The following is a 14,037-nucleotide window of genomic DNA, read 5'->3' as shown; positions in this document are numbered from 1 at the left end:
TTTCGGGCAGAGTCAAGGGCTATGTCGACAACTCGAGTTCCGCTGCGTCCTGCCATCAATGATGCGGTCGAGACCTTGCGGGCGGCCGGTGTGCACAGCCCGCAGGCAGATGCCGAGCAGTTGGCCGCGCATGTTCTCAGCGTGGAACGGACCAGGCTGGCGCTGACCCCGCTCGTGCCGCCGAACAAGTTGATCGAATACCGGGAGCTGGTCGCGCGCCGGGCACAGCGCATTCCGTTGCAGCACTTGACCGGAACCGCTGTGATGGGTGAGCTCGATATCGAGGTAGGTCCAGGAGTTTTCGTGCCGCGCCCGGAAACCGAGCTGTTGTTCGAGTGGTCACTGCAACAGCTGGAGACACTGCCGCACGATCGGGCGCCGATCGTCATCGACCTGTGCACCGGATCGGGCGCGCTGGCGCTGGCCATCGCCCACGCCCGCCCCGATGCCGACGTGCGCGCCGTCGAGCTGGACCCCGCCGCGCTGCGCTGGGCGCAGCGCAACATCACCGCCAGAGCTGAGGCAGGTGACACATCGATCACCCTCTACGCCGATGACGTCACAGATCCAGAATTGTTCACCGAACTGGACGGCCGAGTCGACATCATCGTGTCCAATCCGCCCTATATCCCGGAAGACGCCCGGCTCGATCCCGAGGTGGCCGAACACGACCCGCCTATCGCACTCTTCGGCGGCCCGGACGGACTCGACGTCATCCGCGGCATGATCCCGAACATCACCCGCCTGCTGCGCCGAGGCGGTAGCGTCGCCATCGAGCACGACGACACCAACGGTTCCACCCTGGCCACCCTCTTAGCCGAACACGGTGATTTCACCGACATCGTCGAACACCCCGACCTAGCCGGAAAACCCCGCTTCGTCGCCGCCACCCGAACCTGACCCCGCCCCCATACCCACAAACCACCCACGTAACGACTGATCTCGTACGCACATGGGTAACTCATCGGGTACGCCCAGCGCTTGTGTGGCACCTCACGCAGGACCTGAATGCAAGTCTCCTGGTGTCCAACTGGTACGGCCTGAGTACCCGGAGAGGCGGGGGAGCTCTCGTACGCACATGGGTACTCGTCGGGTGTCCCAGCGCCTGTGCGGCAACTCACGCAGGATCTGAATGCGAGCCCTCTGGTGCCTGACCGGTACGGCCTGAGTACCTGGAGAGGCGGGGGAGCTCTCGTACGTACACGGGTAATTCATCGGGTACGCCCAGAACTCTTGCGGCGCCTGACGTAGAACCTGAGCACAAACCCCCTGGCACCCACTGCTACGACCCGAATACCCGGAAAAGGCGGGAGCCTTTCGTACGTACATGGGTAACTCATCGGGTACGCCCAAAACCTGCACGGCACCTGACGCCAGACCTGAGCGGCAAGCCCCCCGGCACCCACCGGCACGGCCTGAATCCCCGGAGAGGCGGGATAGCATGGGGGCTGTGAGTACCGTCTACGACTGCGCGGATTCGGATTCGCGTGCCGCCGGATTGTCCGCGGCGACCAGCGCCCTGAAATCCGGACGGTTGGTCGTCATGCCCACCGACACTCTGTACGGTGTGGCCGCCGACGCGTTCGATTCCTCTGCTGTCAGCTTGCTATTAGCGGCCAAGCGCCGCGGCCGGGATATGCCGGTGCCGGTGCTCGTCGGCTCGTGGCACACCATCGACGGCTTGGTCTTCTCGGTGCGCCCGCAGGCCCGTGAGCTGATCAGGGCGTTCTGGCCCGGTGGCCTGAGTCTCATTGTGCAGCAAGCGCCCTCGCTTGCCTGGGATCTGGGGGATACGCGCGGAACCGTGATGTTGCGGATGCCGCTGCACCCGGTCGCGCTCGAGTTGCTGCGTGAGGTCGGTCCGTTGGCGGTCTCCAGTGCCAACGTGTCCGGCCGGCCCCCGGCGAAAACCGCGGCCGAGGCCCGCGATCAGCTCGGTGCGCTGGTCGGCGTCTATCTCGACGGCGGTCCCGCCGAGCACGCGGTCGCCTCGACCATTGTCGACCTGACCGCCGATCAGCCGCGCATTCTGCGCGAAGGCGCGGTGGCGAGCACCGATATCGCCGAGGTGCTCGGCATGTCGCCGGAGGCGCTCAGCGGTACCGCCCAGACACGCGGATGATGGGTTCGAGCGCTGTCGTTCCCCTGCGGGAGCTGCTGGTCGTCCTGCTCATCTCCGCGGTGGTGACCTTCTTGGCCACCGGTGGTATCCGCCTGCTTGCGATCGGTTTCGGCGCGATCGCCGTTCCGCGTGATCGGGATGTACACCTGGAGCCGATTCCGCGGATGGGGGGTGTCGGGATATATCTCGGAGTGGTCGCGGCAGTGCTGTTCGCGCATCAGCTGCCCGCGCTGCGCAACGGATTCGACTACACCCCTAATGTTCCGATCGCAGTGCTGGTAGCGGCCACTCTTATCGTGCTGGTCGGTATTGTCGATGACCGGTGGGGTCTGGACGCGCTCACCAAATTCGCCGGACAGGTGACCGCGGCGGGTGTGATGGCCGCCATGGGAGTGGGCTGGTATGTCATCTACAACCCGTTCAGTAACACCACGGTGGTGCTGGACGGGTTGCAGGGTGGTCTTGTCACTGTCGCGGTCACGGTCACTCTGGTCAACGCGATGAACTTCGTCGATGGGCTGGATGGTCTCGCGGCCGGGCTCGGTCTCATCGCGGCGCTCGCCGTGTTCGTATTCTGTTTGGGTTTGATGAATGAGCAGGGTGGCTCGGTGGATACCTATCCGCCCGCGTTGCTGGCTGCCGCACTCGCGGGCGGATGCCTCGGATTTCTGCCGCATAATTTTCAGCCCGCACGCATATTCATGGGCGATTCCGGTTCGATGCTGATCGGATTGATGCTGGCCGCGGTATCGACCGGTGCTTCGGGCCGGATCCCGCTACAGGGGTACGGGCCGCGCGATATCGTCGGTCTGTTGTCGCCATTGCTGCTGGTCGGTGCGGTGATGTTCATTCCGGTGCTCGACCTGCTGCTCGCCATTGTGCGCCGGGTCCGTGCCGGGGTGAGTTTTTCGACGCCGGACAAAATGCATCTGCATCATCGCTTGTTGCAGATCGGGCATTCGCACCGGCGGGTGGTGCTGTTGATCTATTTGTGGGTCGGTGTGCTCGCTTTCGGCGCGGTCGGCACCTCGCTGATGGATCGCAGGCTGGTGGTCTTACTGATGGCGGGTGGTCTGGTTTTCGCTTTGGTGATCACGGCGGTTCCCGGGCTTCGGCGTGGGGAGCGGGCGGCCGAGCGATCGGCGTCCGGGTAAGGTCGGCGGTTGTGAGCTTCACCCCCCAACCTGTTCCCGGCCCGGACGCGCCGCTGCGGGCCGCATTGCGCTATGGCTTGTTCGGTCTCGGTGTGCTGGTGGCTCTGGCCGTCGGGCTCGGCGCCGCCGTCTCGGGATCATCCGGTGTGTGGGGTGCGCTGCTCGGCGCCGCTATCGGTGGCGGCTTCATTCTCACCACCGCCGCCGTCGTGCTGTTCGGCGCGAAATTGCCGCCGAGTACCGCCGGGTTGATCATGCTGGTCAGCTGGGTGGGCAAGGTGTTGGTCGCGCTGATTGTGGTCGCGATTCTCCAGCGATTCGAGTTCTACGACCGGGTCGTGCTGTTCCTCACCGTGGTGGGAGCGCTGATCATCGTGCTCGGCGCGGAAACCTATGGTGTTGTGCGCCAGAAGGTTCCCTATGTGGAACCCGTCGGTGCCGAGGGGGAGGATGCTCCGGGTACCCGCGAGTAACAAAACACCCACCCCCTACACGTTGTCGTAGATGTCTTGGTAAAGTCTTGGTAAGTAAGCGGTCAAGTGAGGGGTCCCCCCTGGGATGCCTGAGAGGGACCGCTATGCTTATGCCGTACCGGGCTCCAAGCGTGTACCGGTTCTGCATGTCGACGATGTCGCCGACACACGTACAGACGCCGGGTGGGATCCAAACCGCCGCACAGCTGCTGACGAACTTCGAGCCGACCTGAGTCGACCACATTGATCGTCAATGTCCGATCGAACCGCGGGAGCAACCGTACCCGCGGCCCGAACACGGGAGAGAACGCTGAGCGTCACCACTCTGGCGGCCGAGTTCCACGCGCCGTCGCTTACCGACTTCTTCCCTCCAGCTTTGCTGTTCGAGGGTACGCCGTTCGAACTCGATCGATTGATGCTGGTCCGTCTCGTGATGACCGCTGTTCTGGTCGCCGTGATGCTGCTGGCATTCCGGTCGCCGAGGATCGTTCCGCGCGGTCTGCAGAATGTCGCCGAGATCGGCTTGGTCTTCGTCAAGGAGCAGATCTGCGATGAGGTACTCGGCAAGGAATCGGGCCGGAGATTCTTCCCGCTGATCGCCACGATCTTCTTCACGGTGCTTTTCCTGAACTTCTCTGGTGTCATTCCGGGGCTGAACATCTCATCGAACGCCCGAATCGGCATGCCGCTGGTGCTGGCCGTCATCGCTTACGTGACCTTCAATTACGTCGGTATCCGGAAGTACGGCTTCTTCAACTACATGCGCAGCAGCATCGTCGTGCCGAATGTCCCCCCCCTGCTGCACATACTGCTGATTCCGATCGAGTTCGTCTCCACCTTCCTTCTGCGTCCGTTCACGCTGACCGTCCGACTTCTGGCGAACATGCTGGCAGGCCACATCATGCTGGTGCTGTTCTTCAGCGCGACCTGGTTCTTCCTGTTCGACGCCGCCGCGTGGATGAAGGTGTTCTCGCCGTTCTCGTTGCTCGCGGGACTCGGATTCACGCTGTTCGAGTTGTTGGTCATCTTCCTGCAGGCCTATGTGTTTGCGCTGTTGACCGCCGTGTACATCAGCCTTGCCCAGCACGCGGCTGACCACTGACCCGACCGAAACAACTACCGGAAATCTGCTACACCACGCCGACCGGCGGGTGAGCAACAGAAAGGGAATGGAAGACTCATGAGCCTCGCTTACCTGGCCCAGGAAGCCGCGACCACCGCCGAGAGCACGGTCAAGGGCTACGGTGCCGTTGGTTACGGCCTGGCCGCGATCGGCCCCGGCATCGGCGTCGGCATCGTCGTCGGTAAGGCGATCGAAGGTATCGCCCGGCAGCCCGAACTGCAGGGCACCATCCGTACCAACATGTTCCTCGGTATCGCGTTCACCGAGGCGCTGGCCCTGATCGGCCTCGTCGCCGGCTTCATTTTCTGATTCCCATGTACGAGTCAGTTTTGCTCGCGGCGGCGGAGGGAGAGGATGTGAATCCCCTCCTCCCCGAAACGTATGACATCGTCTGGTCGGTTGTCTGCGTCGCCATCATCGGGGTCCTCTTCTACAAGTATGTGGTCCCCCGCCTGATGAAGACGCTCGACGAGCGTTCCGACAAGATCGAGGGCGGCATCGCTCGTGCCGAGGCCGCGCAGGAAAAGGCGCAGCACACTCTGCAGCAGTACCAGGAGCAGCTGGCCGAAGCCAGGCTGGAAGCCGCTCGTATCCGGGAGGAGGCGCGCAGCCAGGGCCAGGAGATCCTCGCCCAGATGCGGACCGACGCCCAGGCCGAGAGCGACCGTATCGTCGCGGCCGGTCACACCCAGCTGGAAGCGCAGCGCCAGCAGATCCTGACCGAGCTGCGCTCCGAAGTCGGCCGCACGGCCGTCGACCTGGCCGAGAAGATCATCGGACAGTCGGTATCGGATGAGGCCAAGCAGGCGGCATCGATCGAGCGGTTCCTCGACGAGCTCGACGCATCCGACGCAGGCATCGGGGTCGGAAGGTAACGACGCGAAAGTGAGAAGCATGTACGCAGCGAGCCGCGAGGCCAGTGCCCGGTCTCGGGAGGCGCTTCGGGCCGCTCTGACCGGAAGCGACAGTGCCGCGGCCACGACGGGGTCGGAATTGTTCGCCGTTGTCGCCGTGCTGGACGACCAGCGTTCGCTGCGTGTGGCGCTCGCGGACGTGTCGGTGCCGGGTTCCGCTCGTGCGGAACTCTGCGAGCGGGTCTTCGGCGGCAAGGTCAGCGCTGCCACATTGGCAGTGCTGACCACCGCGGTCGCGCAGGATTGGTCACGCACCGCCGACCTGATCGACACGCTGGTCCTGCTCGGCCAAGAGGCATTGCTGGAGTCGGCGGCCAACGGCGGCAGGCTGGACGCGGTCGAGGATGAACTGTTCCGGCTCGGCCGGATCATCAGCGACAACCCCGAGCTGGAGCAGGCGCTGTCGGATCAGTCGAAGCCGGCTTCTGCCAAGCAGGAGTTGCTCACCGGACTGCTGGCGGGCAAGACCGAGTCCGTCACCAAGACCCTGGCCGAGCAAGTGGTGACCAGGCAGCGCTCCGGCCTCGGCCTGGCCTTCGACGAGCTGTCCGATTTGGCGGCGGCTCGCCGTGAGCAGATCGTCGCGCATGTGCGTGCCGCGATCGGGCTCACCCAGCAGCAGCGCGACCGGCTGGCCGCTTCGCTGCGGCGCATCTACGGCAAGGCCGTCACGGTGCACGTTCAGGTCGATCCGAGTTTGCTGAGCGGAGTTGTGGTGCGTGTCGGTGACGACATCATCGACGGCAGCGCCACCGGCCGACTGGAGAAGCTGCGCCGGGCCCTGACCTGACGCGCGCCACCACCCCCCGACATTCCAGACCCAGACAGCGAGAGCAGGAAGAACATGGCGGAGCTGACGATCTCCTCCGATGAGATCCGTAGCGCGATCGAGAGCTACACCCAGAGCTACACCCCCGAGACCTCCATCGAAGAAGTCGGTGTGGTCACCGATACCAGTGACGGCATCGCGCACGTCAGCGGCCTGCCTTCGGCGATGGCCAATGAGCTGCTCGAGTTCCCGGGCGGCGTGCTCGGTGTCGCGCTCAACCTCGAGGACCGTGAGATCGGTGCGGTCATCCTCGGCGAGTACGCCGAGATCGAGGAGGGCCAGCAGGTGCGCCGGACCGGCGACGTGCTCTCGGTTCCGGTCGGCGACAAATTCCTCGGCCGCGTCGTGAACCCGCTCGGTCAGCCGATCGACGGTCTCGGTGAGATCGAGGCCGAAGAGCAGCGTGTGCTGGAGCTGCAGGCCGCGTCCGTGCTGGAGCGTCAGCCGGTCGAGGAGCCGATGGCCACCGGCATCACCGCCATCGACGCGCTGACCGCGATCGGTCGTGGTCAGCGTCAGCTGATCATCGGTGACCGCAAGACCGGTAAGACCGCGGTCTGCATCGACGCGATCCTCAACCAGAAGGCCAACTGGGAGTCCGGCGACCCCACCAAGCAGATGCGCTGCATCTACGTCGCCATCGGCCAGAAGGGTTCCACCATCGCGGGCGTGAAGGCCGCGCTGGAGGAGCACGGCGCGATGGAGTACACCACCATCGTCGCGGCGCCCGCCTCGGACTCCGCAGGCTTCAAGTGGCTGGCCCCCTACACCGGTTCCGCCCTCGGGCAGCACTGGATGTACCAGGGCAAGCACGTTCTGATCGTGTTCGACGATCTGACCAAGCAGGCCGAGGCCTACCGTGCCATCTCGCTGTTGCTGCGCCGCCCGCCGGGCCGTGAGGCGTACCCGGGTGACGTCTTCTACCTGCACTCCCGGCTGCTGGAGCGCTGCGCGAAGCTCTCCGATGAGCTCGGCGCCGGCTCGATGACCGGTCTGCCGATCATCGAGACCAAGGCCAACGACATCTCGGCGTTCATCCCGACCAACGTCATCTCCATCACCGACGGTCAGGTCTTCCTGGAGTCCGACCTGTTCAACAAGGGTGTCCGCCCGGCGATCAACGTCGGTACCTCGGTCTCCCGTGTCGGTGGCGCCGCTCAGACCAAGGGCATGAAGAAGGTCGCCGGTTCGCTGCGTCTGGAAATGGCGCAGTACCGCGAGCTGGAGGCGTTCTCCGCCTTCGCCTCCGATCTCGACGCCGCGTCGCTGGCGCAGCTGGAGCGCGGCGCCCGCTGGGTCGAGCTGCTCAAGCAGGACCAGTACTCGCCGGTGCCGGTCGAGGATCAGATCGTCTCGATCTACCTGGTCGACGGCGGTTACTACGACTCGGTTCCGGTTGCCGACATCCGTCGCTTCAACACCGAACTGATCGAGGACCTGCACCGCACCGCGGCCGACTCCTTCAAGGCTATCGAGGGTGGCAAGGTGCTCGACAGCGATGCGGCCGAGGCGATCAAGGCGGCCACTGAGAAGTTCAAGCAGGGCTTCCTCGCCTCCGACGGCAGCCGTGTGGTGAACGAGCCCGCTGCCGGTGAGCTCGACCATGAAGAGGTCGAGTCGCTGTCGGTGACCCGCAAGCACGTCGAGAAGTGACGCGAGTCGGCAATGCGCTATTCGATCAGCAGCAGGAGCGGCCGGAGCCGTGAGCGCTGCCAAACTACTGCCGCGAATGAAGGGAGTGTGAACCGCTGATGGCAAGCTTGCGTGAATTGCGCTCCCGCATTCGTGGTGTGAATTCGATCAAGAAGATCACCAAGGCCCAAGAGCTGATCGCGACCTCGCGAATCTCCAAGGCTCAGGGCAGGGTCGCGGCCGCGAAGCCGTACGCGGAGGAGATCACCAAGGTCCTCGGTGAGCTGGCGAGTGCGTCGAAGAACCTGTCGCACCCGCTGCTGACCGAGCGTCCCGACGCGCGTCGGGCGGCAGTGCTGGTGATCACCAGTGACAGCGGCATGTGCGGTGGCTACAACTCGAACGTGCTCAAGCGCGCGGAAGAGCTGATGACCACCCTGCGTGGCGATGGCAAGGAGCCGGTGCTCTACGTCATGGGCAATAAGGGCCTGACGTACTACACCTTCCGTAACCGCCCCTTCGTGTCGGCCTGGACCGGGTTCTCCCAGCAGCCGAAGTACACCGATGCCTCGGCAGCTTGCAGGCACTTGGTCGATGCCTTCATGGCGGGTGCCGACGGTACGGTTCCGGCCCCGAACGGGACGGGTGACATCGCTGGTTTCGACGAACTGCACATCGTCTACACCCGCTTCGTATCGATGCTCACCCAGACGCCGGAAGTACGCCGTCTGGCACCGATCCAGGTGAGCTTCGTCGACGAGAGCTTCGACCTGGGTGAGGACATGGTGTCGGATTCCCCGACCGCGGATGTCCAGGCGCAGTACGAATTCGAGCCCGACGCCGATGTGCTGCTGGCGGCACTGCTGCCGAAGTACATCAATACGCGTATCTACGCGTCGTTGCTCGAGGCAGCGGCATCCGAGTCCGCGGCTCGGCGCACCGCAATGAAGGCCGCCACCGATAACGCCAACGAACTGGCCAGTGCGCTGAGCCGCCAGGCGAACTCGGTGCGTCAGGCCCACATCACGCAGGAAATCAGCGAAATCGTCGGCGGCGTGAATGCGTTGGCCGCGAGCTCGGACCGCGACTAAGCGCCCATAGACACGGAGAGAACCAACACCAATGACCGCAGCTGTCACTCGAGACAACACGACCCGGACCGGCGCCGCAGGCCGCGTCGTCCGGGTCATCGGCCCCGTCGTGGACGTCGAATTCCCGCGCGGAGCCATTCCCGAACTGTTCAACGCCCTGCACGCCGAGATCACCCTGACCTCGGTGGCCAAGACGCTGACCCTCGAGGTCGCCCAGCACCTCGGCGACAACATCGTGCGCACCATCTCGATGCAGCCGACCGACGGCTTGGTCCGCGGCGCCACCGTCACCGACACCGGCAAGCCGATCTCGGTGCCGGTCGGTGACGTGGTCAAGGGCCACGTCTTCAACGCCCTCGGCGACTGCCTGGACACACCCGGTCTCGGCCGGGAGGGCGAGCAGTGGGGTATCCACCGCAAGCCGCCGTCGTTCGACCAGCTCGAGGGTAAGACCGAGATCCTGGAGACCGGCATCAAGGTCATCGACCTGCTCACCCCGTACGTGAAGGGTGGCAAGATCGGTCTGTTCGGTGGCGCAGGCGTCGGCAAGACCGTGCTGATCCAGGAGATGATCACCCGTATCGCGCGGGAGTTCTCCGGCACCTCCGTGTTCGCAGGCGTCGGCGAGCGTACCCGTGAGGGCACCGACCTCCGGCTCGAGATGGAGGAGATGGGGGTTCTCCAGGACACCGCCCTCGTCTTCGGTCAGATGGACGAGCCGCCGGGCACCCGTATGCGCGTCGCGCTCTCGGCATTGACCATGGCCGAGTACTTCCGCGATGTGCAGCACCAGGACGTGCTGCTGTTCATCGACAACATCTTCCGGTTCACCCAGGCCGGTTCCGAGGTGTCGACCCTGCTCGGCCGTATGCCTTCGGCCGTCGGTTACCAGCCGACCCTGGCCGACGAGATGGGCGAGCTGCAGGAGCGCATCACCTCGACCCGTGGCCGGTCCATCACCTCGCTGCAGGCCATCTACGTGCCCGCCGACGACTACACCGACCCGGCTCCGGCGACCACCTTCGCCCACCTGGACGCGACGACCGAGCTTTCCCGCCCGATCTCGCAGAAGGGCATCTACCCCGCCGTCGATCCGCTGACCTCGACCTCCCGCATCCTGGAGGCCTCGATCCTCGGCGACCGGCACTTCGCGGTGGCCAACGAGGTGAAGCGGATCCTGCAGAAGTACAAGGAGCTGCAGGACATCATCGCCATCCTCGGTATGGACGAGCTCTCCGAAGAGGACAAGGTGCTCGTCGGTCGCGCCCGCAGGCTGGAGAAGTTCCTCGGTCAGAACTTCATCGTCGCCGAGAAGTTCACCGGCCAGCCGGGTTCGGTCGTACCGCTGGAGCAGACCATCGACGACTTCGATCGGGTCTGCAAGGGTGAGTTCGATCACTTCCCGGAGCAGGCGTTCAACAGCTGCGGTGGTCTCGACGACGTCGAGGCGGCCGCGAAGAAGATCGCCGGAAAGTAGTCACCGATGGCGGAAATGTCAGTTGATCTCGTCGCGGTCGAGCGGCTGCTCTGGTCCGGCCGGGCATCGTTCGTCAGCGCGCAGACCACCGAGGGCCAGATCGGCATCATGCCGGGACACGAGCCGCTGCTCGGCCAGCTGGTCGAAGGCGGCACCGTAACCATCGTGGATACCGAAGGTCAACGCATCGTCGCCGCGGTGCACGGTGGTTTCTTTTCGGTGACCTCGAACACCGTTCGGGTGTTGGCCGAATTGGCGGAGTTGGCCGATGAGGTGGATGTCGAGGCGGCCCGCCGGGTGCTCGCCGATTCGGACGCCAATGAAGAGCAGCAGAAGGCGGCTCAGGCTCGGGTGCGCGCGGTCGAGCAGAAAGCGCACGTCTGACCAGCACCCTGTTATCGAGCGCACCTGCCGGCGGTGAAGATTCTCTTCACCGCCGGCAGTTTCTTTACCGGCGAGGTCTTTATAGGCGAGTCGAGTATGGCCGGACCGTTTGTACACTCGGGACCATGGTTGAATGACCGCACGCGGTGTGCGCACCAGGCGGGAAGCCTGGGTAATCACGAAGAGCCTGCGAACACCGCCAACCGAATACCGTGTCGATGACACGGCGGCGGAGCGAAGGGATGAACGGCATTGCAGACCGGGATGGTTCTTCTGATCATTCTGGTGCTCGTGCTTGTGTTCCTCGCGCTGGCTTCGACGTATCGCCTGATCATGTTGCGCCGTGGTGGAACTGCCGCGATTCTGCGGGTATTACCCGCTCGTGGCGGTCAAGGCTGGCGGCACGGATTGATTCGCTATGACGAGGACCGGCTCGTCTTCTTCAAACTCACCAGTCTCAAGCTCGGCCCGGATTCCACGATCAGACGCAGGGGTATCGAGATCGGCGATCGGCGTGGCCCGCGCGGTGATGAATACGACATCATGACCGATGACATCGCGGTGATCGCGGTGTCGGACCCGGCCGGTGAATTCGAGCTGGCGCTTGATCGTGACTCGCTGACCGCCTTTCTCTCCTGGGTGGAATCCCGCCCGTCCGACCGGACCCGGCGGATGCCAGGGCTCTGACATCTAGGCTGTGGGTCGTGAGCGTGCATTTGACACGGATCTATACCAGGACCGGCGATGAAGGAACGACAGGGCTGAGCGACTTCTCCCGAGTTGCGAAAACCGACCCGCGGCTGATCGCCTATGCCGATTGCGACGAGACGAATGCGGCGATAGGTATGGCGATCGCCCTAGGGCAGCCGGAGGCGTCGATACTCGCCGTCTTACGGCAGTTACAGAACGATCTGTTCGACGCGGGCGCGGATCTCTCGACACCTGTAGTAGCGCAGCCGAAGTACCCACCGCTGCGTGTCACCCAGCCGTATATCGATCGGCTCGAAACGTGGTGTGACGAGTTCAATGCCGAACTGCCCGCGCTGAACTCGTTCATCCTGCCCGGGGGTACGCCGCTGGCGGCTCTGTTGCACACCGCGCGCACTGTGGCACGCCGTGCGGAGCGTTCCGCATGGGCTGCGATCGAAGCGCATCCAGACGACACAAGCACGCTGCCTGCCAAATACCTCAATCGCTTATCGGACCTGCTGTTCATCCTGAGCCGAGTGGCCAATCCGGACGGGGATATCCTGTGGCAGCCCGGTGGAGATCGGCCGAATCCCTGATTGTGGTGTGCCACGAGGTGCGTACCTGAACACACATCGGGTATGCCTGGCACAGCGGACTGCCTGTGGTCTGTGGAATGCCCACCTCGTGGTACTCGCTGGACCGGCAGCGATGCGAGGCGGCACCATAGTCCGCCGCCGCAACTATCCTTGCACCAACAGTGTGCCGAATACGCGGAGAGGCGGCATGGAACGGTTTATGGTTACCGGCGGTAATCGGCTCGTCGGTGAGGTCACGGTAGGGGGCGCCAAGAACAGCGTCCTCAAACTGATGGCCGCTGCCTTGCTGACCGAAGGCACCACCACGATCACGAACTGCCCGGACATCCTCGATGTGCCGTTGATGGGCGATGTGCTGCGCGGCCTCGGCTGTGAGGTGACTATCGACAGTGGGGTGGTCACCATCACCACGCCCGCCGAACCGAAGTACCACGCGGATTTCCCCGCCGTCACCCAATTCCGTGCGTCGGTGTGTGTCCTCGGCCCCCTGATGGCGCGATGTAAGCGAGCCGTTGTCGCGTTGCCTGGCGGTGATGCGATCGGTTCCCGTCCACTCGATATGCATCAAGCCGGTCTGCGTTTGCTCGGCGCGACCAGCGAGATCGAGCACGGCTGTGTAGTGGCAAGGGCCGATGAACTGCAGGGCGCAAGAATCCGTCTCGATTTCCCCTCGGTCGGCGCGACCGAGAACATCCTCATGGCGGCCGTGCTCGCCGAAGGCGAGACGGTAATCGACAACGCCGCACGCGAGCCCGACATCGTCGATCTGTGCAACATGCTCATCCAGATGGGCGCACGGATCAGTGGAGCGGGCACCTCGGTGCTCACCATTCAGGGCGTCGAGCGGCTCTCACCAACCACGCACCGCGTCATCGGCGATCGAATTGTGGCCGCGACCTGGGGGATCGCAGCCGCGATGACGATGGGTGATGTGCGTGTCAGTGGGGTGAACCCCAAGCATCTGGCGCTGGTGCTGGACAAGTTGCGTTCCGCGGGGGCGCGGATCTCGTTCGAGCAGGACGGCTTTCGGGTGGTCCAGGCGGAGCGTCCGCGCGCGGTGAATTTCTCGACGTTGCCTTTCCCCGGTTTTCCGACGGATCTGCAGCCGATGGCCATCGGTTTGGCGGCTATCGCCGACGGAACTTCGATGATCACCGAGAACATTTTCGAAGCACGCTTCCGCTTCGTCGAGGAGATGATCCGGCTCGGTGCGGACGCGCGTACCGATGGGCACCACGCAGTGGTGCGCGGGATTCCTCGGTTGTCCAGCGCACCGGTGTGGTCGTCCGATATCCGGGCGGGTGCGGGCCTCGTTCTCGCAGGCTTGGTCGCGGAGGGAACTACCGAGGTGCACGACGTCTTCCATATCGATCGCGGTTATCCGGACTTTGTCGAGCAGTTGCGGGCGCTCGGCGGCGATGTCACCCGTGTCGGCGCCGCTGAATGATCATGGGTTCGATTCCGGGCATCAACCGGTGTCGAGCGTTTTCCGAAAAACGCTTCCTGACCAGGCGATTTGACATTGTTTACAGAGATGCGTAACTTATTCCAG

The 14,037-nt window shown here is 64.2% G+C and carries 15 protein-coding genes; all 15 read left to right on the top strand.

Annotated elements, in window-relative coordinates; genetic code table 11:
• The first annotated feature begins 21 nt into the window (after positions 1 to 21).
• The 15 genes from prmC (at position 22) to murA (ending at position 13,932) form a co-directional block, all read left to right on the top strand.
• The gene (prmC, locus tag ACL02S_RS20645) at positions 22 to 900 is read left to right on the top strand and encodes a peptide chain release factor N(5)-glutamine methyltransferase (protein ID WP_412804114.1); all 879 of its coding nucleotides are present in this window, start codon (positions 22 to 24) and stop codon (positions 898 to 900) included.
• Between the two features lie 550 nt (positions 901 to 1,450).
• Positions 1,451 to 2,122 carry an L-threonylcarbamoyladenylate synthase gene (locus tag ACL02S_RS20640; protein ID WP_412804113.1) on the top strand — a complete coding sequence of 224 codons (672 nt, stop codon included), beginning with the start codon at positions 1,451 to 1,453 and terminating at the stop codon, positions 2,120 to 2,122.
• Positions 2,119 to 3,276: a glycosyltransferase family 4 protein gene (locus ACL02S_RS20635; RefSeq protein WP_412804112.1), complete on the top strand. Its 1,158-nt coding sequence runs from the start codon at positions 2,119 to 2,121 to the stop codon at positions 3,274 to 3,276. The genes ACL02S_RS20640 and ACL02S_RS20635 overlap by 4 nt, the downstream gene beginning before the upstream one ends.
• An 11-nt stretch (positions 3,277 to 3,287) precedes the next feature.
• Complete coding sequence (locus ACL02S_RS20630; protein ID WP_412804111.1) at positions 3,288 to 3,749, top strand: Cg1360 family ATP-synthase-associated protein; 462 nt, start codon at positions 3,288 to 3,290, stop codon at positions 3,747 to 3,749.
• A 253-nt stretch (positions 3,750 to 4,002) separates the two neighbouring features.
• On the top strand, positions 4,003 to 4,851 hold the full coding sequence (gene atpB / locus ACL02S_RS20625) for a F0F1 ATP synthase subunit A (protein WP_412804110.1): 849 nt from the start codon (positions 4,003 to 4,005) through the stop codon (positions 4,849 to 4,851).
• Positions 4,852 to 4,929: 78 nt separating this feature from the next.
• Positions 4,930 to 5,181, top strand: a complete 252-nt coding sequence (locus tag ACL02S_RS20620; RefSeq protein ID WP_412804109.1) for an ATP synthase F0 subunit C — start codon at positions 4,930 to 4,932, stop codon at positions 5,179 to 5,181.
• A gap of 5 nt (positions 5,182 to 5,186) precedes the next feature.
• Positions 5,187 to 5,747: a F0F1 ATP synthase subunit B gene (locus ACL02S_RS20615; RefSeq protein ID WP_412804108.1), complete on the top strand. Its 561-nt coding sequence runs from the start codon at positions 5,187 to 5,189 to the stop codon at positions 5,745 to 5,747.
• 19 nt (positions 5,748 to 5,766) lie between these two features.
• Positions 5,767 to 6,576 carry a F0F1 ATP synthase subunit delta gene (locus ACL02S_RS20610; protein WP_412804107.1) on the top strand — a complete coding sequence of 270 codons (810 nt, stop codon included), beginning with the start codon at positions 5,767 to 5,769 and terminating at the stop codon, positions 6,574 to 6,576.
• A 54-nt stretch (positions 6,577 to 6,630) separates the two neighbouring features.
• Positions 6,631 to 8,268, top strand: coding sequence for a F0F1 ATP synthase subunit alpha (gene atpA, locus ACL02S_RS20605; protein ID WP_412804106.1), 1,638 nt, complete (start codon positions 6,631 to 6,633; stop codon positions 8,266 to 8,268).
• A 98-nt stretch (positions 8,269 to 8,366) separates the two neighbouring features.
• On the top strand, positions 8,367 to 9,338 hold the full coding sequence (locus ACL02S_RS20600) for a F0F1 ATP synthase subunit gamma (protein WP_412804105.1): 972 nt from the start codon (positions 8,367 to 8,369) through the stop codon (positions 9,336 to 9,338).
• 31 nt (positions 9,339 to 9,369) lie between these two features.
• Positions 9,370 to 10,815 (top strand): F0F1 ATP synthase subunit beta, encoded by a 1,446-nt coding sequence (gene atpD, locus ACL02S_RS20595; protein ID WP_412804104.1) that lies wholly within the window; start codon positions 9,370 to 9,372, stop codon positions 10,813 to 10,815.
• Between the two features lie 6 nt (positions 10,816 to 10,821).
• Positions 10,822 to 11,199 (top strand): F0F1 ATP synthase subunit epsilon, encoded by a 378-nt coding sequence (locus tag ACL02S_RS20590; RefSeq protein WP_412804103.1) that lies wholly within the window; start codon positions 10,822 to 10,824, stop codon positions 11,197 to 11,199.
• Positions 11,200 to 11,463: 264 nt separating this feature from the next.
• Complete coding sequence (locus ACL02S_RS20585; RefSeq protein WP_412804102.1) at positions 11,464 to 11,886, top strand: DUF2550 domain-containing protein; 423 nt, start codon at positions 11,464 to 11,466, stop codon at positions 11,884 to 11,886.
• A gap of 17 nt (positions 11,887 to 11,903) precedes the next feature.
• Positions 11,904 to 12,485, top strand: a complete 582-nt coding sequence (locus ACL02S_RS20580; protein ID WP_412804101.1) for a cob(I)yrinic acid a,c-diamide adenosyltransferase — start codon at positions 11,904 to 11,906, stop codon at positions 12,483 to 12,485.
• Positions 12,486 to 12,672: 187 nt separating this feature from the next.
• A complete protein-coding gene (gene murA, locus ACL02S_RS20575) occupies positions 12,673 to 13,932 on the top strand; it encodes a UDP-N-acetylglucosamine 1-carboxyvinyltransferase (RefSeq protein WP_412804100.1) in 1,260 nt (419 codons plus the stop codon).
• Positions 13,933 to 14,037: the final 105 nt, after the last annotated feature.

The sequence above is a fragment of the Nocardia spongicola genome (assembly GCF_047200775.1).
Taxonomy (GTDB): Bacteria; Actinomycetota; Actinomycetes; order Mycobacteriales; family Mycobacteriaceae; genus Nocardia.
This window is presented reverse-complemented; position numbering and strand designations above follow the sequence as displayed.